Source organism: Arsenicicoccus cauae (assembly GCF_009707125.1).
GTDB classification, from domain to species: Bacteria; Actinomycetota; Actinomycetes; order Actinomycetales; family Dermatophilaceae; genus Arsenicicoccus; species Arsenicicoccus cauae.
Map to the genome: position 1 here is coordinate 67,563 of NZ_WLVL01000004.1, position 19,858 is coordinate 87,420.

The 19,858-nt window shown below is 73.0% G+C and carries 20 protein-coding genes; 16 read left to right on the plus strand and 4 right to left on the minus strand.

The genetic code is table 11. From position 1 onward, the window contains the following. The first annotated feature begins 27 nt into the window (after positions 1-27). The 3 genes from GGG17_RS01375 to GGG17_RS01385 are packed head-to-tail and all read left to right on the plus strand — an operon-like array spanning position 28 to position 2,794. Positions 28-483: a MaoC family dehydratase gene (locus GGG17_RS01375; protein WP_154592012.1), complete on the plus strand. Its 456-nt coding sequence runs from the start codon at positions 28-30 to the stop codon at positions 481-483. Continuing rightward, the gene (locus tag GGG17_RS01380; protein ID WP_154592013.1) at positions 483-1,565 is read left to right on the plus strand and encodes a phosphotransferase family protein; all 1,083 of its coding nucleotides are present in this window, start codon (positions 483-485) and stop codon (positions 1,563-1,565) included. The genes GGG17_RS01375 and GGG17_RS01380 overlap by 1 nt, the downstream gene beginning before the upstream one ends. Continuing rightward, positions 1,565-2,794 (plus strand): acyl-CoA dehydrogenase family protein, encoded by a 1,230-nt coding sequence (locus GGG17_RS01385; RefSeq protein WP_154592014.1) that lies wholly within the window; start codon positions 1,565-1,567, stop codon positions 2,792-2,794. Before GGG17_RS01380 ends, GGG17_RS01385 begins: the two co-directional genes overlap by 1 nt. Positions 2,795-2,803: 9 nt before the next feature. Here GGG17_RS01385 and GGG17_RS01390 read toward each other — a convergent pair whose 3' ends face one another. Then, entirely contained in the window at positions 2,804-2,989 is a 186-nt protein-coding gene (locus GGG17_RS01390) for a hypothetical protein (protein WP_154592015.1), read from the minus strand. Between the two features lie 105 nt (positions 2,990-3,094). Here GGG17_RS01390 and GGG17_RS01395 point away from each other — a divergent pair, with 105 nt between their 5' ends. The 3 genes from GGG17_RS01395 to GGG17_RS01405 all read left to right on the plus strand — a co-directional run bounded on the left by GGG17_RS01395 (position 3,095) and on the right by GGG17_RS01405 (position 6,633). Next, entirely contained in the window at positions 3,095-3,868 is a 774-nt protein-coding gene (locus GGG17_RS01395; protein ID WP_154592016.1) for an alpha/beta fold hydrolase, read from the plus strand. After that, positions 3,865-5,397: a Mur ligase family protein gene (locus GGG17_RS01400; RefSeq protein ID WP_154592017.1), complete on the plus strand. Its 1,533-nt coding sequence runs from the start codon at positions 3,865-3,867 to the stop codon at positions 5,395-5,397. Before GGG17_RS01395 ends, GGG17_RS01400 begins: the two co-directional genes overlap by 4 nt. Positions 5,398-5,505: 108 nt before the next feature. Continuing rightward, on the plus strand, positions 5,506-6,633 hold the full coding sequence (locus GGG17_RS01405; RefSeq protein WP_154592018.1) for a D-alanine--D-alanine ligase family protein: 1,128 nt from the start codon (positions 5,506-5,508) through the stop codon (positions 6,631-6,633). A 66-nt stretch (positions 6,634-6,699) separates the two neighbouring features. On the opposite strand, the gene GGG17_RS01410 is transcribed toward GGG17_RS01405, so the two are convergent. Continuing rightward, on the minus strand, positions 6,700-7,368 hold the full coding sequence (locus tag GGG17_RS01410) for a hypothetical protein (protein WP_154592019.1): 669 nt from the start codon (positions 7,366-7,368) through the stop codon (positions 6,700-6,702). Positions 7,369-7,541: 173 nt separating this feature from the next. Here GGG17_RS01410 and GGG17_RS01415 point away from each other — a divergent pair, with 173 nt between their 5' ends. Together GGG17_RS01415 and GGG17_RS17030 are read left to right on the plus strand one after the other, a co-directional pair. Beyond that, a complete protein-coding gene (locus GGG17_RS01415; RefSeq protein ID WP_154592020.1) occupies positions 7,542-8,981 on the plus strand; it encodes an APC family permease in 1,440 nt (479 codons plus the stop codon). Positions 8,982-9,040: 59 nt separating this feature from the next. Beyond that, positions 9,041-9,718, plus strand: coding sequence for a M15 family metallopeptidase (locus GGG17_RS17030; RefSeq protein ID WP_195849076.1), 678 nt, complete (start codon positions 9,041-9,043; stop codon positions 9,716-9,718). A gap of 143 nt (positions 9,719-9,861) precedes the next feature. On the opposite strand, the gene GGG17_RS01425 is transcribed toward GGG17_RS17030, so the two are convergent. After that, positions 9,862-11,277 (minus strand): sodium:proton antiporter, encoded by a 1,416-nt coding sequence (locus tag GGG17_RS01425; protein ID WP_154592022.1) that lies wholly within the window; start codon positions 11,275-11,277, stop codon positions 9,862-9,864. A 160-nt stretch (positions 11,278-11,437) separates the two neighbouring features. Between GGG17_RS01425 and GGG17_RS01430 the strand changes: the two genes are divergently transcribed. Continuing rightward, a complete protein-coding gene (locus GGG17_RS01430; protein WP_154592023.1) occupies positions 11,438-12,166 on the plus strand; it encodes a sirohydrochlorin chelatase in 729 nt (242 codons plus the stop codon). A 62-nt stretch (positions 12,167-12,228) separates the two neighbouring features. Here GGG17_RS01430 and GGG17_RS01435 read toward each other — a convergent pair whose 3' ends face one another. Next, positions 12,229-13,734 carry a long-chain-fatty-acid--CoA ligase gene (locus GGG17_RS01435; RefSeq protein ID WP_154592024.1) on the minus strand — a complete coding sequence of 502 codons (1,506 nt, stop codon included), beginning with the start codon at positions 13,732-13,734 and terminating at the stop codon, positions 12,229-12,231. A 185-nt stretch (positions 13,735-13,919) separates the two neighbouring features. Here GGG17_RS01435 and GGG17_RS01440 point away from each other — a divergent pair, with 185 nt between their 5' ends. From GGG17_RS01440 to GGG17_RS01470, 7 genes are all read left to right on the plus strand, one after another. Next, positions 13,920-15,179 carry a saccharopine dehydrogenase family protein gene (locus GGG17_RS01440; RefSeq protein ID WP_154592025.1) on the plus strand — a complete coding sequence of 420 codons (1,260 nt, stop codon included), beginning with the start codon at positions 13,920-13,922 and terminating at the stop codon, positions 15,177-15,179. A gap of 75 nt (positions 15,180-15,254) precedes the next feature. Further along, complete coding sequence (locus tag GGG17_RS01445) at positions 15,255-15,659, plus strand: TOBE domain-containing protein (RefSeq protein ID WP_050347596.1); 405 nt, start codon at positions 15,255-15,257, stop codon at positions 15,657-15,659. An 8-nt stretch (positions 15,660-15,667) separates the two neighbouring features. Continuing rightward, complete coding sequence (modA, locus tag GGG17_RS01450) at positions 15,668-16,480, plus strand: molybdate ABC transporter substrate-binding protein (protein WP_154592027.1); 813 nt, start codon at positions 15,668-15,670, stop codon at positions 16,478-16,480. Next, positions 16,477-17,292, plus strand: a complete 816-nt coding sequence (locus GGG17_RS01455) for an ABC transporter permease (RefSeq protein ID WP_288797531.1) — start codon at positions 16,477-16,479, stop codon at positions 17,290-17,292. The genes modA and GGG17_RS01455 overlap by 4 nt, the downstream gene beginning before the upstream one ends. Beyond that, a complete protein-coding gene (locus tag GGG17_RS01460) occupies positions 17,289-18,356 on the plus strand; it encodes a sulfate/molybdate ABC transporter ATP-binding protein (RefSeq protein ID WP_311966340.1) in 1,068 nt (355 codons plus the stop codon). Before GGG17_RS01455 ends, GGG17_RS01460 begins: the two co-directional genes overlap by 4 nt. Before the next feature lie 94 nt (positions 18,357-18,450). Then, positions 18,451-18,657: a PspC domain-containing protein gene (locus GGG17_RS01465; protein WP_288797533.1), complete on the plus strand. Its 207-nt coding sequence runs from the start codon at positions 18,451-18,453 to the stop codon at positions 18,655-18,657. Between the two features lie 104 nt (positions 18,658-18,761). Next, the gene (locus GGG17_RS01470) at positions 18,762-19,784 is read left to right on the plus strand and encodes an NAD(P)H-dependent flavin oxidoreductase (RefSeq protein WP_154592028.1); all 1,023 of its coding nucleotides are present in this window, start codon (positions 18,762-18,764) and stop codon (positions 19,782-19,784) included. Positions 19,785-19,858: the final 74 nt, after the last annotated feature.

A 19,858-nucleotide genomic window follows, 5' to 3' on the forward strand; every position in this document is an offset into this window, starting at 1 on the left:
AGGAACGAGCAACGGGAGAGGACTGACATGAGGACGTTCAACGGGATCGACGAGGTCGTCGCCGCGACGGGCGAGCACCTCGGCTACAGCGACTGGCACGAGGTGACCCAGCAGCAGGTCGACCTGTTCGCAGAGGCGACGGGCGACCACCAGTGGATCCACGTGGATCCGGAGCGGGTGGCCCGCGAGACGCCGTTCGGCGGGACGATCGCGCACGGCTACCTGACCCTGTCGCTGATCCCCGGGCTGCTGCCCGAGGTCTACGAGGTGCGCGGCGTCACGATGGGGATGAACTACGGCGCCAACAAGATCCGCTTCCTCACGCCGGTGCGCGTGGGGTCGCGCGTCCGGGTCGGCATCCAGCTGCAGGAGACGTCGCAGACCAAGGCGGGCCTGCAGATGGTCCTCGCGATGACGGTCGAGATCGAGGGCGCCGACAAGCCCGCGTGCGTGGCCGAGGTCGTCTACCTCCTGGTGCCCTGATGGACGACGCAGCGGCGGCCGCCCGGGCCGAGGTGCCCGGCCTGGACCTGGGCGCCCTGCGCGCCTACCTCGACCGCGAGACCCCGGGCCTGCTCGAGGGTGAGCTGTCGGCCCGGGTGCTGGCGGGTGGCAAGTCCAACCTGACGTATGCCGTGACCGACGCCTCCGGCACCACCGTGGTCGTGCGGCGGCCTCCGCTCGGGCACGTCCTCGCGACGGCGCACGACATGGCCCGGGAGCACCGGGTCATCACGGCCCTGCGGGAAACCGACGTGCCGGTGCCGGTGACCCACGCGTGCTGCGAGGACGAGACGGTGATCGGGGCCCCCTTCTACGTCATGGAGCACGTGGCGGGGACGCCGTACCGGCGAGCCACCGAGCTGGCGCAGCTCGGTCCCGAGCGCACCCGGGCGATCAGCGAGCGCATGGTCGACGTGCTCGCGACGCTGCACGCGGTGGACCCGCAGGCCGTCGGGCTGGGCGACTTCGGCCGACCGGAGGGCTTCCTCGCCCGGCAGGTCAAGCGGTGGGGCACCCAGCTCGAGGGCTCGCGCTCGCGGGACCTGGCCGGCGCCGACGAGCTGTATGCCGGGCTGACCCGTCGCGTGCCCGCCGACCAGGCGCCGGCGATCGTGCACGGCGACTACCGGCTCGACAACCTGCTCATCGGCCCCGTCGCCCCCGTCGGCGCCGAGGTCGACTTGAGGGACGAGGTGCGGGCGGTGCTGGACTGGGAGATGGCGACGCTCGGCGACCCGCTCACCGACGTGGGGCTGCTCGCCGTCTATCAGCAGCTGGCGCGGCTCGGGGCGGGTGGCGCCATGATCACCGACGTCTCCGAGGCACCCGGCTACCTGCCGCTGCCCGAGCTGCTGGCCCGCTACGCCGAGCGCAGCGGACGCGACGTGCGCGACCTCGGGTTCTACGTCGCCCTTGCCTACTACAAGCTCGCCGTGATCCTCGAGGGCATCTACTACCGCCACACCCAGGGACAGACCGTGGGCGCGGGCTTCGCCGAGATCGGCGGCTACGTCGAGCCGCTCGTCGCGGGCGGGCTGCGCGCCCTCAAGGAGGAGAGCTGATGGACTTCACGATCGACGCCGCCACGCAGGACTGGATCGACCGGACGCGGGCCTTCCTCGGCGAGGAGATCCACCCGGCCGAGGCCGACTTCGCCCGCGAGTGCGGCGAGCTGGGCTGGCACTGGACCGCCTCCCCGACGCTCCGGCGGCTGCAGGCGGAGGCGCGGTCGCGCGGCCTGTGGAACCTCTTCCTCCCCGGTGAGCACGGCGCGGGCCTGACCAACCTGCAGTACGCCCACCTCGCCGAGCTCAGCGGTCGCGCGATCGAGCTGGCGCCGCCGGCCATGAACTGCGCGGCCCCCGACACCGGCAACATGGAGGTGCTGGCGCAGTTCGGCTCGCCGGAGCAGCAGGAGCAGTGGCTCGAGCCGCTGCTCGCGGGCGAGATCCGGTCGGGCTTCGCCATGACCGAGCCGGCGGTCGCCTCCTCGGACGCCACCAACATCGAGATGACGATGCGCCGCGAGGGCGACGAGATCGTCATCGACGGGCGCAAGTGGTGGACGACCGGGGCGATGAATCCCGACTGCCAGATCTTCATCGTCATGGGCAAGACCGACCCGGGCGCCGAGCGGCACCGACAGCAGTCGATGGTGCTCGTCCCGCGCGACACCCCCGGCCTGACGGTGCAGCGCGGGCTCACCGTCTTCGGCTACGACGACCACGACCACGGCGGGCACGGCGAGCTGGTCTTCGACGGGGTGCGCGTGCCGGCGAGCAACGTGATCGGGAGCGAGGGCATGGGCTTCGCGATCGCCCAGGCCCGCCTCGGACCGGGCCGCATCCACCACTGCATGCGCTCGATCGGCCTCGCGGAGCGGGCGGTGGAGCTCATGTGCGAGCGGGCGTCGGAGCGCGTGGCCTTTGGCCGGCCGCTGGCCGAGCAGGGCGTGATCCGCGACTGGATCGCCGAGTCCCGGGTGCGGATCGAGCAGCTGCGCCTGCTCACCCTCAAGACCGCCTGGCTGATGGACACCGTCGGCAACAAGGGCGCGCACACCGAGATCCAGGCCATCAAGATCGCCACCCCCCGCACCGTGGAGTGGATCCTCGACAAGGCGATGCAGGTGCACGGCGGTGGCGGCGTCAGCTCCGACACCCCCCTCGCCCGGATGTTCGCGGGGATCCGGACCCTGCGCTGGGCCGACGGGCCGGACGAGGTGCACAAGAACGCCCTGGCCAAGGCGGAGCTCAAGCGGCACGCGGCGCGGAGCTCGGGCCAGGCCTGACGGCAGCTGTTACGCGGTGGCGCGGCGCGAGGCAGTCGCGTTGCCCCAGGCGAGGCGCGCCTGGGCCAGCCGGCCGCGCAGCAGGGTGGCGACGGGGGAACGAGGCAGCGCACGCACGGCGCGCCCGAACTCCGTAGGGTCCCCGTACCGCAGGTCCCAGGCCCGCTCGAGGACCGGATCGTCGTCCGGGGTCATGGCGTCATCGTCGGGCGCGGTACCCCCAGGTAACCACCGTCTCCAGGGGAAAGGTGCAGGTCGTGCCTGCCGGGCGTCGAGCGCCCGGCGCCCTAGACTGACGCGGTGCTGACAACCCTCCTCGACGGCCAGGTGATGGCCGAGAAGCACGGCTCCGGCAGTCCCCGCGTCCTCGCGATGCACGGCTGGGCCCGCACGCGCCACGACTGGGCCCCGGTGCTCGGTGGTTACGACGCCGTCGCGGTCGACCTCGCCGGCTTCGGCGCGACTCCTCCCCCCGAGGGCGAGTGGTCGACCGAGCAGTATGCCGAGAGCCTGCTGCCTCTCCTGGACCCCGCCTCGCCGCTCGTGCTGATGGGGCACTCGTTCGGCGGACGCGTGGCGGTGCACCTCGCCCGGCTGCGGCCCGACGCCGTCCGCGGGCTCGTGCTCACCGGCGTCCCGCTGCTGCGCCCCGACGCGTCCGGCGCCCCGGCGCGCAAGGGCGGCCCCCTCGACCTGCGCATCGCCAAGGCCCTGCACGCCCGCGGGATCGTCCCCGAGTCCGTGGTCGACAAGTACCGCAAGAAGTACGGCTCCGCCGACTACAACGCCGCGCAGGGCGTCATGCGGACCGTCCTGGTCAAGGCGGTCAACGAGGACTACACGCGCGAGCTCGAGGCGGTGCGCGCGGCCGGCATACCGGTCGAGATGGTGTGGGGCGAGGGGGACACGGCCGCCACGGTCGCGATGGCCCGCTCCGCCGCCGAGCTGATCGGCCCCACCGCCCACCTGGACGTCGTCGCGGGCTCGGCGCACCTGCTGGACGACCAGCTGGGCGCGCACCTGCGCACCGCCCTGGACCGTCTGCTCGACACCCCGAAGGAGACTCAGCCGTGATCCTCGACGTCATCACCTGGGCCGCCGTCGCGGCCGCGCTCGCCGCCGAGGACTCGCGCTGGCTGCGGGTCGCGCAGCGCGAGCACTACGAGCCGGGCCGCGCCACCGCGATGGCCGGGCTGTGGAGCAAGGTCAAGCCCGAGAACCAGCTGCTGCTCGCCGCCGCCGCGCTCTGCATCGCCGGCGGCCTGTGGGCCCACCCGGCCACGCTGCTCGGGTTGGCCGCGATCGCCGCGTGGCCGCTCGGCCTGCCGGTGCGCGGCCGCTCCGCGAAGTTCGGCTGGACCGACCGGATGAAGCGGCTCACCGCCGTGACTGTCGGGCTGCAGCTCGTCCTCGCGGCCGCCGCCGGCCTGCTCGGCGGGCCGTATGCCGCCGCCGTGGTCGCCCTGCTCGCCGTGCCGCTCGTGGACCTGGCGATGGCGATCATGCGCCCGGTGGAGAAGAAGCTGGCCCAGCGGTGGGTGGTCGAGGCCCAGGACAAGCTGCGCCGGCTGCGCCCGACCGTCGTCGCGATCACCGGGTCCTACGGCAAGACGTCGACCAAGCTCTACGTCAACCAGCTGCTGTCGCGCTCGCACGCCGCCGTGGCCTCACCCGCGTCGTTCAACAACCTCATGGGCCTGTCCCGCACCGTCAACGACCGGCTCGTGCCCGGCACCGAGGTCTTCGTCGCCGAGATGGGCACCTATGGTCCTGGCGAGATCCGCGAGCTGTGCCGCGTCTTCCCCCCGACCATCGCCGCGATCACGACCATCGGCGAGGCCCACCTCGAGCGGATGAAGAACCGCGAGACCATCGTGCGCGCCAAGTCCGAGATCACCGAGGACGCCGCGATCTCGGTGCTCAACGTCGACGTGCCCGAGCTGGCTGCGCTCGCGGACCGCCTCGACGGGGTCAAGCGGGTCGTGCGCTGCTCGACCGTGCCGGGCACGCGGGCCGACGTGGTGGTGGCGCCGGTCGACGAGGGTCGCTGGGAGGTCACCGTCGACGGTGCGCAGGTCACCACGGTCGACGCGCCCGGCGCGGGTCACCCGATCAACCTGGCCATCGCCGTGGGCATCGCGCGCGCCCTCGACGTCGACCCCGCCACCCTGGCGCCGCTGATGGTCGACCTGCCCGGCGCCGCGCACCGCGCAGAGCTGCAGCGCGACGACCGCGGCGTGGCCGTCATCGACGACACCTACAACTCCAACCCCGACGGCGCCGCCTCCGCGCTGCGCTCGGCCCGGGCGGCCGTGGGCGAGGGCGGGCGCATCTACACCATCACCCCGGGCATGGTCGAGCTGGGCGACCAGCAGGCCGAGCGCAACCGGGCGTTCGGCGCCGACGCGACGGCCGCCCCCAACCAGGTGCTCGCCATCACGCAGCTCACCAACAAGCGGGCCCTGCTCGCCGGTGCCTCCGGCCAGCCGGGCGAGGTCCGCACCTACGCCTCGCGCGAGGAGGCGGCCGCCGCGATCATGCCCGAGACGCGCGCGGGCGACGTGGTGCTCTTCGAGAACGACCTCCCCGACAACTACCCCTGACGGCGGTGAGGGCGGCGCGCCGCGAGACGCTCACCCCCGCCGCGCGGCGGGCGAGCGGCATACGATCGCCTGTAGCCACCCTGCCGTCTGCAGAAAGGTCTCACGACCATGTCCCAGACCGTGACCGTCGTCTTCGGCGGGCCGTCTGCCGAGCACGACATCTCCATCCTCACCGGGCTGCAGTGCGAGCGCGTCCTGCAGCGCGCCGGCGCCCAGGTCCAGTGCCTCTACTGGGACCGCGGTGGCCGCTGGCACGCGGTGCCGGCGCAGACCGAGGCGCGGGACTACCTCGACGGCGCCCCGGCCAAGGCGCAGAGGGTCGAGCTCAAGATCGGCGCCGGCGCCGACGACGGCTTCCAGATGAAGGCCGGCTTCCGTGGCACCAAGACCCTCGACCTCGGCTCGGTGCTGCTCGCCCTGCACGGCGGCGCCGGTGAGTCGGGCGGGACGCAGGCGCTCTTCGAGCTGCTGGGCGTCCCGGCGACCGGCTCGTCCCCGGCCGCCGCGGCGCTCGGCATGGACAAGCTGGCCTTCGGCGCGCTGATGGCCGACGCCGGGGTCCCGGCGCTGCGCCGCGAGATCGTCTCCCCGGACTTCCGCCCGAGCTTCGACGGCCCCAACATCGTCAAGCCGCGCTTCGGTGGCTCGTCGATCGGCATCGAGGTCGTCGAGGACTACGACACGGCCCTCGCCCTGCTCAAGTCCAGCCTGCACATGCGCGCCGGCGCGGTCGTCGAGCCCTACCGCGACGACCTGTGGGACCTCAACATCTCCTTCACCACCGCCCCGCAGTTCAAGACCTCGCTGATCGAGAAGCCGCTGCGCAAGGAGGGCGGCGCGATCTACGACTACGCCGGCAAGTACATGGGCGGCGGGGCCGACGGCATGACCTCCGCGCCGCGTGAGCTACCCGCGCAGATCGACCCGGCGCTCGAGGCGCAGGCCCGCGAGCTCGCCCGCCAGGTCCAGCAGCTCACCGGCCTGACCGGCATCAACCGCCTCGACTTCCTCACCGACGGCACCGACATCTACGTCAACGAGGTCAACTCGATCCCCGGCGCGATGGCGCTCTACCTGTGGCCCGACGAGGACCCGGGCAGGCTCCTGCTCGCCATGGTCGAGGAGGCCAAGACCGCCAACCGGCGTGTGCCGACCGCCTCCTTCGAGGAGGGCGCGGCGCTGCGCGCGGCCGGCGGCATCTCCGGCAAGCTGACCGGGCTCGGCCCCCAGCGCTGAGCCGTATGCCGAAGCCCCCCACCGCTGCTCGTCGCGGTGAGGGGCTTCGGCATAGGGCCGCCCGGATCAGCCGGCGGCCTTCTCGACCTTGTCGGCCTGCTTGCCGAGGACGGTGTCGACGAGCTTGTTGGCCTTGTCGACGTCCGTGCCCTGGGTCTGCACGACCACGAGGTTGTTGCCGCGGTTCACGGCGCCCATCGAGACCGCCATCTTCTGCCCCATCGCCTCGGCCGACATCTGAAGGCCCTTGGCGTCCTTGGTCTCGAGCTTCGGCGAGCTCATCTTGAGGTCGATCGACACGGCCCCGGTCCCCATCTTGATCGTCTTGCAGGAGTCCGCCACCTTGGTCAGCTGCGCCGGCACGTCCTTGGCCTTGCCGAGCGTCTCCACGACCACCTCGACCTGGGTCTTGTCCGTGCCGCTGCCCTTGGTGAAGCTGCGCTTGGCGTAGGACGACGGGTTGTCGGCCGACATCGTGCTCATGGCGTTCATCGCGTCCTTGCAGGCCTGCGGGACGTCCTTGGCATTCTTGAAGATCTGCTCGGCCGACTTGTCGTCCTGCTTGGGCTTGGTCTCGTCCACGGAGCCGGCCTCCCAGCCGCCGTCGGGCAGGTCCCCCGCCTCCAGCATGGACGACTTGGCCTTGTCCTGGGACAGGTCCTTGGGTGCGCCCCCGCACGCGCTGAGACCCAGCGCGGTGGCGGCGATGGTGGTGATGACGAGCGTGCGACGCACGAGACTTCCCCCTCGATCGATCTGCTGTGACCCGTCGAGCCTAGGGGGAACCACCGGCGCCCGTGTCCAGGACCCGGCAGATGGAGGTGGCCACGGCAGCCACGATGGAGTATGACGGAGGTGGCGGCTACTCGCCATACGGCTCCTGTCCCGGACGAAGGTGAGGCACCCTCATGGCCGAGCTCAAGAAGACCCTCGGGTTCCTCCCGCTGATCGCGCTGGGGGTGGCGGGGGTCATCGGGTCGAGCTGGATCTACACCAACTCGGCGTTCTTCGAGCAGTACGGCGCGGGCGGCATGATCTTCGGCCTCGCCATCGGGACGCTGCTGGCGGCGTGCGTGGCGCTGGCCTACGCGGAGCTGACCACGCTGTTCCCGCGCGCGGGTGGGGAGGTCGTCTACTCGTTCACGATCCTCGGGCGGCCCGCGAGCTTCCTGACGGGGTGGATGCTGATCGGTGCCTACGTGTCGAGCCTCGCCTTCTACGTCACGGCCTTCGGGCTCCTGCTCGGCAAGTTCATGCCGGTGATGGAGGAGCACCCGCTCTACTCCATCAACGGGGAGGCGGTCACGGCGCCCGTGCTGATCGCCGGGGTGGCGCTGACGCTGCTGCTCTTCGCCCTCAACTGGTGGGGCGTGGAGGTCGGCGCGCAGGTGCAGGTCGTGCTGTTCGCGGCGATGGTGGTGATCGGGCTGGCCCTGGTGGTGGTCGGGTTCGCCGCCGGCTCACCCGGCAACTTCTGGCCGCCGTATGCCGCCGACCACAACGCCCTCACCGACACGCTGCGCTTCGTGGTGCCGGGGATGACCTACATGGCGGGCTTCGGACTGGTCGCGGTGCTCGCCGAGGACGCCGACCTGCCGCCGCGACGGATCGCGCGCGCCGTCATCTGGACGGTCCTGCTGGCGGGCACCTTCTACTGCCTCGTCCTGCTGTCGAGCGCGTGGGTCATGCCGTGGGAGGAGGTCGCGGGCATGAAGCTCGGCACGATCGACGCGTTCAAGGCCGCGGGCTTCCCGGTGCTCGGGTGGGGGGCGTTCGCCATCGCGATCCTCGGTCTGCTGACCAGCTTCCTCGGGCTGTTCATCGCGACGTCCCGCGTCGTCGTGGCCATGGCGCGCGCCGGGCTGCTCCCCGCCGGGCTGGCGCGGCTGGACGCGCGCCGGGGCACCCCGCGCAACGCGCTGGTCTTCACCGTCGTGGTGACCTTGGCGCTCGGCTGGCTCGGCAAGGCGGCAGTGGTGTGGTTCCTCGACACCGGCGGCATCTATCTCGGCGCCGTGTGGATCATGGTCGTGCTGGCGAAGTACGCGCTGCCCCGGCGTTATCCGCACCTCGCGGCGCGCCGACGCCTGCAGACGTCGTGGATCCCGGCCGTGGGTGCGCTGGGGGCGGCGCTCGTCATCGTCATGGCCCTGTGGCCGGGCACCGGGATCTCGCTCGTCTGGCCAGCGGAGTACCTCATCCTCGGGGTGTGGCTCGGCCTCGGCGCGATCCTGTATGCCGTGAGCCGCTCCCTGCCTCGCGAGGAGGCGCTGGACGCGCTGCTCGGCGAGTACGCCGACACCCTGGTCGAGGGGGCGCCGGAGGCGTCGAGGGGGACGCGCCCATGACCTCCCCCCGGTCGGCCCCCACGCCAGTCCCATGGCTCACCGACCCGGATCCTGCTCTGGTGCATGTGCTCTCGTCGCTCGCGCCGTCCTTGCCGCCGCTGGTGCCCGCCGCGTCCGAGGAGGCGGTGGACGCGGTCGGGGCCGGTGAGTGCGGGGAGCCGCTGGTGGTCCTGCCGCCCGAGCTGGGCCGCCGCCACTGCTATCGCGAGCTCGACCTGCCGACCGCGCCGCTCGCGATGCGGTTGCGTCGCGGCGTGGTCGAGCGGCTCCTGCAGGCCCAGGACGCCCTGCCGGACGGGTTCTCGCTGGTCGTGCTCGACGGGTGGCGGACGTCCCGGTTCCAGGGCGACCTGCTCGCCTACTACCGCGAGCAGACCGGCGAGCCGCTCGACGGCTACGTCTCCGACCCGGTGTCCTCCACGCGCATGGCGCCGCACACCACGGGTGGGGCGGTCGACCTGACGCTCGCTCACGAGGGGGTGGCGTTGGCGCTGGGCACGGACTTCGACAGCTTCGACGACGCGGCCCACCTGCTGGCGCTGGAGTCGGTGGGCGACGACGACGAGGCCCATCGGCGCGTGGCGCGCGACCTGCGGCGTCTGCTCGGGCAGGTGCTGACCGGCGCCGGGCTCGCGCCCTACCCGCTCGAGTGGTGGCACTGGTCCTACGGCGAGCAGCGCTGGGCGGCCCAGCACCGCCTGGACCGCACCATCTACGCGCCGGTGGAGGCCCCCTGACGGCGTCGACCGATCCGTGCGCTGCCGTGCACGGCACCAAGGTGCGGTGGGGCAGCAGTTTGGTCACGTGGGGGTGGGGTGGGCGTGGTGGAGGTGCGGTGGGGCAGCAGTTTGGTCACGTGGGGGTGGGCGTTGGGGCGCGCTCAGCCCCGGGCCGGCGTGGCGGTGTCGTCCGCCGCCGGGGTGAGCGGCACGCGCAGCGCCAGCAACCCGCGCACCGCGATCCCGGCGCCCAGGGCCCAGCCCATGAGGTGGCACCACCACGGGTCGGCGATGAAGGCCAGCACCATCGCGGCCAGCACGGGGACCAGCCATCGCAGGGCGCGGACGACATACCCGCCAAAGCTCGGCATGGTCACCCCGGCGCTCTCGGCGACCGACTTGACCATGAAGTTGGGCCCGTTGCCGATGTAGGTGATCGCGCCGCACAGCACGGACCCCAGCGAGATGGCCGTCAGATACAGCTCGGGCACGTCCGCGACGCGGGGCTCGCCGGGCAGCTGCGAGGCCATCTCGAAGAAGGTCGCGTAGGTGGGGGCGTTGTCGAGCACCGCGGACAGCCCGCCGGTGAAGACGAAGAACGTGACCTCGCCCAGCGGCAGCGAGGGCGCCACCTGCCGCAGGAAGCGCAGCGCCGGGATCATCGTCAGGAAGATCCCGATGAACAAGGCGGCGACCTCGATGATGGGCGCCCAGGTGAAGCCGTTGTCGTCATAGCGGGTCCGCTTGTCGCCCAGCGCGTACGACGCTCCCGCCGCCCCCAGCATCACCAGCTCGCGCCAGGGGACCAGCTGCAGGGCGGTCGCGTGCCCGGACTCGATGGCGTGGGCGTCCACCGACGGCAGGAAGGCGACCGCCGCGACGATCACGACCAGCCAGCCGACGTTGGCCTTGCCGTGCAGCCCGAGCGGCGTCTCGTGGGCGAGATCCGCTTCGAGGTCCGCCGCACGCTCCTGGTGGTAGGCGCGCCGCTCGACGCCGTAGTAGGTGAGCAGCAGCAGCGCGTTGACGAACACCCACTCGGGCAGGAGCGAGAAGGTCCAGGTGAACGGCACGCCGCGCAGCATCCCGAGGAACAGCGGCGGGTCACCGAGCGGGGTAAGCAGGCCACCGCAGTTGGCGACGACGAAGATCGCGAACACGACCGTGTGGACCTTGTGCCGCCGGTCGGCGTTGGTGTTGAGCAGCGGGCGGATCATGAGCATGGCGGCGCCGGTGGTCCCGATGAAGCTCGCCAGGAGCCCGCCGACCGCGAGGAAGGCGGTGTTGTTGCGCGGGGTCGCCCGGATGTCGCCCGCGAGGAAGAGCCCGCCCGCGACGACGAACAGCGACAGCAGCAGGGTGATGAACTGGGCGTACTCCAGCAGGGCGTGCCAGACGAGCGCGTGCTCGCCGGCGAGGATCACCCACAGGGCCGTCGGCAGCCCCAGCGCGAGCGCCACCGCCGCCTGCACCTTGGGTCGCTCCCAGTGGTGCGCCGTCACGGGGTGCAGGGGCAGCACCGCGATGGACAGCAGCATCGTCACGAAGGGGATGAGCCCCCACCACGCCACCTGCATGTGACCGCACCTCCTGGTCCGCGAGCCGCCAGTCTAGGGAGGCGATGCCGGTGCGCGCGCGGTGACTCCATCCAGCCTGACGCATGACTATCCGTAGGCGTAAAGCGCCTGAAACATCAACAACACCGAGCCGTGATCTCACGCGCTTAGCGTCCCGGACGTGACCGACCTCCCCACGTCCGCGACCTGCCGCCCCACCGTGATCGGCGTCGCCCGCATCGCCCCGATGGAGCGCGCCCCGCTGCTCGTGCTGATCTCCCGCGCCGGCGAGCAGCTCCACGGCGTCGACCTGCGCCTCTCCACCCCGCACGCGCTGGCCGGCCACCTCGACGCGGCCTCCGGCGCCCCCACCGTGGTCGTGCCCCTCTCGCTCACCCCCCAGCGCCAGCTCCTGCAGGAGATCCAGGTCGAGCTCGCCCGGTCCCGCAGCGGCGCGATCGTCGCGAACGCCCTGGGGACGGACGGGACGATCGCCAAGGCCCTCGGACGGCGCCTGCTCGACCAGGGCCTCGACTCGCCGGAGGACGTGTGCCTGGTGGTCGCGCCGTTCGGCTGGGAGTCGGAGGTGGAGGTCTCGCTCTCGTGGGCCGGTATGGCGATCCAGGAGCAGACCCCCGCCCGCATCATCCCCTGCCGAGCGGACCGCCTGGAGGAGCAGGTCCGCCACCACCGGTCCCGCACGCGGGGTCACGTCGTGGTGGTGCCGTGGGAGCTGGTGGCCGGGGCGTTCACCGTGCGGCTGCGCGAGACCGTGCAGCACCTGCCCGTGCCCGTCCTCGACCCGGTCGGGCCGACGCGCGAGGTGGCGGCCCGGCTGGCGGCGGCGTACCGGCAGACGCTCGGACGCGGTCGCCACCACCCCTGGACCACCATGGCCGCCACGGCCTGAGCGCAGGCGTGGGGGCGTGGGGGCGCCCTGGTCTCGCACGCCCGGGGCGCCCGCACCAGCGGTCAGGGGGTGGGGAGCTCCCGCTTGAGGATCTTGCCGGTCGCGCCCTTGGGCAGCGCGTCCACGAACGTGATGTGGCGCGGGTACTTGTAAGCGGCGAGGCGCGCCTTGCAGAACTCGCGCAGCTCGTCCGCGGTGGCGTCGCCGCCGGCCAGGCCGGACTCGGGCCGCAGGGCGACGAACGCGGCGACCTCCTCGCCGTAGTGCTCGTGCGGCTGGCCGACGACGGCGGCCTCGAGGACGGCCGGGTGCTCGTAGAGCACCTCCTCGACCTCGCGCGGATAGACGTTGTAGCCGCCGCGGATGATCATGTCCTTGGCGCGGTCGACGATGTAGTAGTAGCCGTCGCTGTCCCGCCGCCCAAGGTCCCCGGAGCGGAACCAGCCGTCCTGGATGGCCTGGGCCGTGGCGTCGGGCCGGCCCCAGTAGCCGCGCATGATGTTGGCGCCCTTGATGACGATCTCGCCGATCTCGCCCTCGGGCACCGGCTCGCCCTCGGGGGTGCGCAGGTCCATCTCGACGCCCTCGATCGGGGTGCCGATCGATCCCGGCTTGCGCACCCGTTCCGGGTGGTTGAAGGACGCGACGGGTGACGTCTCGGACAGTCCGTAGCCCTCGAGGATCATCGCGTCGAAGGTCTCCTCGAACGCCCGCAGCACCTCGACGGGCAGGGACGCGCCCCCGGAGATGCAGGTGCGCAGCGAGGACAGGTCGGGGATCTCGCCACCGGCGGCCGTGACGGCGCGCGCAGACTGGAGCATGGCGGCATACATCGTCGGCACCCCCTCAAAGATCGTGGCCCGGTCGCGCTGGATGACCTCGAGCGCCTTGTCGGGCGCGAACCGCGGGATCAGGCTGAGGGTCGCGCCGGCCAGGATCGCGGTGTTCATGGCGCAGGTCATGCCAAAGACGTGGAACAGCGGCAGGCACCCCACGACCGTGTCCTCGGGGGTGAGGCGCAGGAGGGTGCGGCCGCAGACCTCGGCGTTGCTGCGCAGGTTGCGGTGCCGCAGCTCGGCACCCTTGGGGCGTCCGGTGGTGCCGGAGGTGTAGAGGATGACCGCGGTGTCCTCGTCGTCCCGCTCGACCGCCTCGGTGACGGGCTCGGCCGCCGCGAGCAGCCCGGGCAGGTCGGTGACGGGCACGAAGGTCGATCCCGCCTCCTCGGCTCCCTCGGCGGCGTCGGGCGTCGCGGCGATGATCAGGCGGGCACCGGAGTCCTGCAGGTAGTAGGCCACCTCGCGGGGCTTGAAGAGCGGGTTCATCGGCACGACGACCCCGCCGGCGCGCAGGATGCCGTAGTAGGCGACCACGAACGCCGTGATGTTGGGCAGGCTCAGCACGACAGGGTCGCCGGGACCGACGCCCTGGCTGCGCAACCACCCCGCCGCGAGCGCCACGCGCTGGTCGAGCTCGGCATAGGTGAGCTGCTCCTCGTCCTGCCGGACGGCGATCCGGTCCCCGTGCCGGGACGCGGTGTCGGTGAGGATCTGGGCGAGGTTGGCCATCAGCTGCTCCTGGCGTCGTTGCACGGGCGTGGTCACCCCCGTGATCGAGGGTTACCAGAGCGTAGGCGGCGGGGCTTGCCGCGTCCATAGACCGTCCGAGGTCCGGGCGGGATGGTTGTCCCGGTCCGGCGGGCGTGGTGGGATCGGTCGACATCCTGCCGTCGTCGTCGTGCGAGAGGTTTGCCATGACCAGCCCGAGCCACCCCACCACCCCCACCGCGGATCGCGAGCTGGACATCGTCGTCTACGGAGCGACGGGGTATGTCGGGGGCCTGATCGCGGGCCACCTCGCCCGTCACGCGCCGGACGGCGTGCGGATCGCCCTGGCAGGACGCTCGGTCGGGCGTCTCGAGTCGGTGCGGGCGGGGCTGCCGGCCCGGGCCGCGGACTGGCCGCTCGTGGTGGCCGACTCGGACGACGCGGGGTCCCTGGCCACCATGGCGGTGCGGACCCGTGTGGTGCTGTCCACCGTCGGTCCCTATGCCCGGCACGGCCTGCCGCTGGTCGGTGTGTGCGCCGAGCTGGGCACGGACTACGTCGACCTCACGGGCGAGACCCTCTTCGTCCGCGACTCGATCGACCGCTTCGAGGAGGCGGCGCGGGAGTCGGGGGCGCGGATCGTGCACTCGTGCGGCTTCGACTCCGTGCCGTCCGACCTCGGGGTGCTGCTCACCGCGGACCAGGTCCACGAGGACGGCGAGGGGACGCTGCTCGAGACGACCCTGCACGTGCGTCGGATGAAGGGCGGCTTCAGCGGCGGGACCCTGGACTCGATGCGCGTGCAGGTCGACACGGTGCGGGGCGACCGGTCACGGGTCCGCACCGCGATCGACCCCTATGCCCTCAGCCCCGACCGCGAGGCCGAGCCCGAGCCGGTCGGCCGGATCGGTCAGGTGTGGCTGGAGCGCAGCGCGGACACCGGGTCCTGGGCGGCGCCGTTCTTCATGGGCACGTTCAACGCCCAGGTCGTGCGGCGCAGCAACGCCCTCGCGGGGTGGGCCTACGGCCGGGGGATGCGCTATCGGGAGGTCGTGGACACCGGGCGCAAGGGTGCCGCGCCGCTCAAGGCCATGGCGATGGCCGCCGTCATGCCGGCGCTGGTGACGGGATTCTCGACGCCTGGGCTGCGGCAGGTGGCGGACCGCGTGCTGCCCTCGCCGGGCGAGGGACCGAGTGAGAAGTCCCGCGCGGCGGGAGAGTTCGCCATGGAGGTGCACGCCACCACCACGACGGGCGCGCGCTACGTCACCACGGTGTCGGCACCGTTCGACCCGGGCTACGACGGCACCGCCGTGATGATCGGCGAGGCCGCGCTGGCGCTGGTCCTGGACAGGCCACGCCTGCCCGACACCGCCGGCGTGCTCACGCCGGCCACGGGGCTGGGCGAGGTCTACGCCGCGCGCCTCGTCGACCAGGGCTTCACGATCGGGACGCGCCGCACCTGACGCCGGACCTGACTCCGCACCTGCGGCGACTATGCTGGACGCTGTCCGCATCTGCGGTCAGGATGGAGGTCTGTCGTGGAAGGCATCCGCATCAAGGACGCCGCGGCGCTGCTCGGCGTCAGCGACGACAGCGTGCGGCGGTGGGTCGACCAGGGACGGCTCGCCGCGGTCAAGGACGCGTCGGGGCGCCTCGTCGTCGACGGGCCCGACCTGGCTCGCCTGGCGCGCGAGCAGGCGGCCGCGCTGCCCGACGTGCTGGGGGTCGGCTCCTCGGCCCGCAACCGTCTCGTCGGGCTGGTGACGGAGGTCGTGGCGGACGGCGTCATGGCGGAGGTGTCCGTGCAGTGCGGCCCGTTCACGATGGTGTCCCTGATGAGCCGCCGCTCGGCCGAGACGCTCGGTCTCGAGCCCGGTCGCGTGGCGGTGGCCGTCGTCAAGGCGACCACCGTGATCGTCGAGACCCCGGCAGGGCAGTCATGACCGGCCGTATGCCGACCGCCCGGCGCACTCTGGGGATCCGCACCGCGCTGGCCGCCGCCACGCTGCTGCTCGCGTCGGCCTGCGGCGGTACGTCGCCCGGTGGCGCCGGGACCGGCAGCTCCATTCCCGGTGGCACCGGCTCCGGTGCAGCGCGTACGCTCACCGTCTTCGCCGCCGCCAGCCTGCGGCAGACCTTCACCCGGCTCGGTGCGGACTACGAGAGGGCCCACCCGGGCGTGACCGTCACCTTCAGCTTCGCCGGGTCCAGCGACCTCGTGGCCCAGCTCGAGCAGGGCGCCCCGGCCGACGTGCTCGCCACCGCGGACGAGCGCACCATGACCAAGGCCCTCGGGGCCCGCCTGCTCGGCGCCGAGCCGCGCGCCTTCGCCACCAACACCCTGACCATCGTCACCCCGCCCGACAACCCCCGGCGGATCACCCGCCTGGCCGACCTCGCGCGGGACGGGGTGGCCGTCGTGGTGTGCGCCCCTCCCGTGCCGTGCGGCGCAGCGACCGAGCGCGTCGAGCGGTCCGCGGGCGTCACGCTCAAGCCCGTCAGCGAGGAGCAGTCGGTGACCGACGTCCTCGGCAAGGTGCGGGCGGGCCAGGCGGACGCCGGTCTCGTCTACACCACCGACGCCCGTGCGGCGGGCTCCGCGGTGGACGTCATACCGCTCCCCGAGGCCTCCGCCGCCGTCAACACCTATCCGATCGCCGTCACCGCGACGGCGGGCGGCGCCGACGCCCAGGCCTTCGTGGACCTCGTCACCGGGCCGCAGGGCCGGGCCGTCCTGGCCCAGGCCGGATTCCAGCAGCCGTGAGCCACAAGGGTGCTCACGTCGTCGCCGGACGGCTGCCGGGGTGGGCCTGGCTCCCGGCGCTGGCGGGCGCGGCCTTCGTCCTGCTGCCGCTGGTCGCGATGGTCGCTCAGGTCGAGTGGGGCCGCTTCGGCGAGCTGGTGACCAGCGAGTCCTCGGTCGCCGCGCTGGGGCTGAGCCTGCGCACCGCGCTCGCCAGCACTGCGCTCTGCCTGGTGCTCGGGGTGCCGCTCGCGCTCGCCCTCGCCCGCACGCGGCTGCCCGGGCTCGGGGTCCTGCGTGCCCTCGTCCTGCTGCCGCTCGTGCTGCCGCCGGTGGTGAGCGGGCTCGCCCTGCTGCTGACCCTCGGGCGACGCGGACTGATCGGTCAGCACCTCGAGCTGCTCGGCGTGCGCGTGGGATTCACGACGACGGCGGTGGTCCTCGCGCAGGCCTTCGTGGCTCTGCCCTTCCTCGTCGTCGCCCTGGAGGGGGCGCTGCGGACGGCGGGGGAGCGCTACGAGGCCGTGGCGGCGACGCTGGGGGCCGCGCCGACGACGGTGCTGCGGCGCGTGACCCTCCCGCTCGTCCTGCCGGGGCTGCTGTCCGGGACGGTGCTGTGCTTCGCGCGCTCCCTGGGGGAGTTCGGGGCGACCCTGACCTTCGCCGGGTCCCTGCAGGGCGTGACGCGCACCCTCCCGCTCGAGGTCTACCTGCAGCGCGAGACGGATCCGGCTGCGGCCGTGGCGCTCTCGCTGGTGCTGGTCGTGGTCGCCGGCGTCGTCGTCGGGCTGGTGCACCGCCCCGCGGGTGGCCCCGTCGGAGGCCGCGCGTGACGGCCCTGCAGGTGCGCGTGGAGATCCCCGAGCGGGGCGTCGCCGTCGACGAGACCTTCGACGGCGCAGGGGTCTCCGCGCTCGTCGGGCCCAACGGCGCCGGCAAGTCCACGGTCCTCGCCGCCGTCGCCGGGCTCCTGCGCCCGCGCCGCTGCCGCGTCGTCCTGGGCGACCGCGTCCTCGTCGACACCGACGCCGGCACCTGGCTGCCACCCCACCGGCGCCGCGTCGCGTTGCTCGGCCAGGACCCGCTCGCCTTCCCCCACCTGGACGTGCGGGGCAACGTAGCCTTCGGACCCCGCGCCCAGGGGGTCCCGCGCCGCGAGGCGGGGTCGCGCGCGGACGCGTGGCTCGAACGTCTCGACATCGCCCACCTGGCCGGGCGGCGCGGCTCCGAGCTGTCCGGCGGCCAGGCGCAGCGCGTCGCCCTCGCCCGCGCGCTGGCCTGCCGGCCCGACCTGCTCCTGCTCGACGAACCCCTGTCCGCCCTCGACGTCGAGGTCGCCGCCGACGTGCGTCACGTGCTGCGAGACCTGCTGCACGGCAGCGACACCCGCGTCCTGCTCGTCACGCACGACCTGCTGGACGTCGTGTCCCTCGCCCACGACGTCGCCGTCGTCGAGGGCGGCCGGGTCACCGAGCGCGGCCCCGCCGTCACGCTGCTCGACGCCCCCCGCAGCGCGTTCGCCGCGCGGTTCGTCGGACGCAACCTCCTGCGCGGCACCGTCATCGCTCCTGGCCAGGTGCGACTGCCCGACGGTCTGGTCGTGCACGGCCGCGGCGACCTGCCCGTCGGCGGCGAGGCGGTGGCCCTCTGCGATCCCGCCGACGTCGCCGTGCACGTCGGACCCGTGACCGGCAGCCCGCGGACCGTCATACCGGCCGTCGTCACCGACCTGGCCACCCACGCAGGTGCCGTCCGCCTCTGGGCCTGCACCCCCTCCGGGGTCCGCGTCGGGGCGGACGTCACCCCCCTCGCCTGCGCCGAGCTCGGGCTGCGCGCCGGCACCGCCGTCACCCTCGCCGTCAAGGCCCAGGGCGTGCGCATCCTGCCTGCCCCCTGAGGGTCGGACGGGGTCGGATCAGGGACGACCCTCATGGCGGCGCCCACCGAGGTCTACCAGGCTGGTGCCACAGCCACTACCGAGGAGGACCCACGTGAACTCGATCTACGCCACCATGCGCCGCAACGGCCTCACCCGCCCCCGCAGCGGACGCGTCGCCATGGGCGTGTGCGCCGGCATCGGGCGCAAGCTGGGCATCGACGCCAACATCGTGCGCCTCGTCTTCATCGCGTCGCTGATCATCCCCGGGTCGCAGGTGCTGATCTACCTCGCCCTGATGGTCCTGATGCCCGAGGACTGATCCTCGCCCCACACCACCGCCGAGTGGTCACTTCCGTACGACCGAGGGGGACGCACGGAAGTGACCAGTCGGCGAGGTGAGGGCCGGTCTGCCAGGCTGGATGCATGAGCCTGATCGAGACCCTCGACCTCCCGCTCGTCGGCGCTCCCATGGCGGGTGGCCCCTCGACCCCCGCACTCGTCGCGGCCTGCTGCGCGGCAGGCGGCACGGGCCTCCTCGCCGCCGGCTACAGGTCTCCGGCGCAGGTCGCCGAGCAGATCGCCGAGACCCACGACCTCGTGGGCGACCGACCGTTCGGGGTCAACGTCTTCGTGCCCTCGGGGTCAGTGGGGGCCCTCGGGTCGGCGGCCGTCGAGGCCTATCGTGCGACCCTGCAGGCGGATGCCGAGCGGCTGGGCGTCACCCTCCCCGAGCCGGACTGGTCCGACACTGACGCGTATGACGACAAGATCGCCCTGCTCACCCTCGCCGAGCCGGTGGCGATCGTGTCGTTCACCTTCGGGCTTCCGTCGCCGGAGGTCGTGGGAGCCCTGCAGGAGGCCGGCAGCGAGGTGTGGGTCACCGTCACCAGCGAGGACGAGGCGGCCCACGTTGCCGCGCTCGGTGTGGACGTGCTCGTGGTGCAGGGCTTCGACGCAGGTGGGCACCGCTCGACGCACCGGGTCGAGGACGAGCCCAACCGTCTCGACGCGCTGGGGCTCCTGCCGGCGGTGAGCGATCTCGGCGTGACCTGCGTCGCCGCCGGCGGGGTGGCCACGGCGGGGGACGTGCGGCGGCTAATGGGGGCGGGCGCCGTGGGCGTCCAGGTCGGCACGGCGCTGCTCCTCACGCCCGAGGCGGGCACGTCGGCGGCGCACCGGACGGGGCTGCGCCTGCCGGGAGCCTCGGCCGTGGTGACCCGGGCCTTCTCCGGGCGTCCCGCTCGGGGGCTGCGCAACGCCTTCGTCGAGGCGCACGACGGCGATGCGCCCGCGGTGTTTCCGCAGGTCGACCAGCTGACCAAGCCCCTTCGCGCCGCTGCTGCGGCCGGTGGCGATCCGCAGGGCGTGTCGCTGTGGGCGGGGGCCGGCTGGCAGGCCGCGCAGGAGCTGCCCGCCGCCGAAGTCATGGCGTCCCTCGCCCCCTGACCGCTCCCTCGCCTCGTGCCCCCGGGATCGTGCGTGTCTCGTCCACCGTCCCTGGAGCAGACACCCCCGATCCC

Bases quoted from the DNA above. Each gene is read 5' to 3' on its own strand.
- GGG17_RS01405 (WP_154592018.1), top strand. From the start codon at position 5,506: ATGTCCCAGACCGTGACCGTCGTCTTCGGCGGGCCGTCTGCCGAGCAC.
- GGG17_RS01415 (WP_154592020.1), top strand. From the start codon at position 7,542: ATGGCCGAGCTCAAGAAGACCCTCGGGTTCCTCCCGCTGATCGCGCTG.
- GGG17_RS01470 (WP_154592028.1), top strand. From the start codon at position 18,762: ATGAGCCTGATCGAGACCCTCGACCTCCCGCTCGTCGGCGCTCCCATG.
- GGG17_RS01435 (WP_154592024.1), bottom strand. From the start codon at position 13,734: ATGGCCAACCTCGCCCAGATCCTCACCGACACCGCGTCCCGGCACGGG.
- GGG17_RS01375 (WP_154592012.1), top strand. From the start codon at position 28: ATGAGGACGTTCAACGGGATCGACGAGGTCGTCGCCGCGACGGGCGAG.
- GGG17_RS01425 (WP_154592022.1), bottom strand. From the start codon at position 11,277: ATGCAGGTGGCGTGGTGGGGGCTCATCCCCTTCGTGACGATGCTGCTG.
- GGG17_RS01440 (WP_154592025.1), top strand. From the start codon at position 13,920: ATGACCAGCCCGAGCCACCCCACCACCCCCACCGCGGATCGCGAGCTG.
- GGG17_RS01390 (WP_154592015.1), bottom strand. From the start codon at position 2,989: ATGACCCCGGACGACGATCCGGTCCTCGAGCGGGCCTGGGACCTGCGG.
- modA (WP_154592027.1), top strand. From the start codon at position 15,668: ATGCCGACCGCCCGGCGCACTCTGGGGATCCGCACCGCGCTGGCCGCC.
- GGG17_RS01380 (WP_154592013.1), top strand. From the start codon at position 483: ATGGACGACGCAGCGGCGGCCGCCCGGGCCGAGGTGCCCGGCCTGGAC.
- GGG17_RS01385 (WP_154592014.1), top strand. From the start codon at position 1,565: ATGGACTTCACGATCGACGCCGCCACGCAGGACTGGATCGACCGGACG.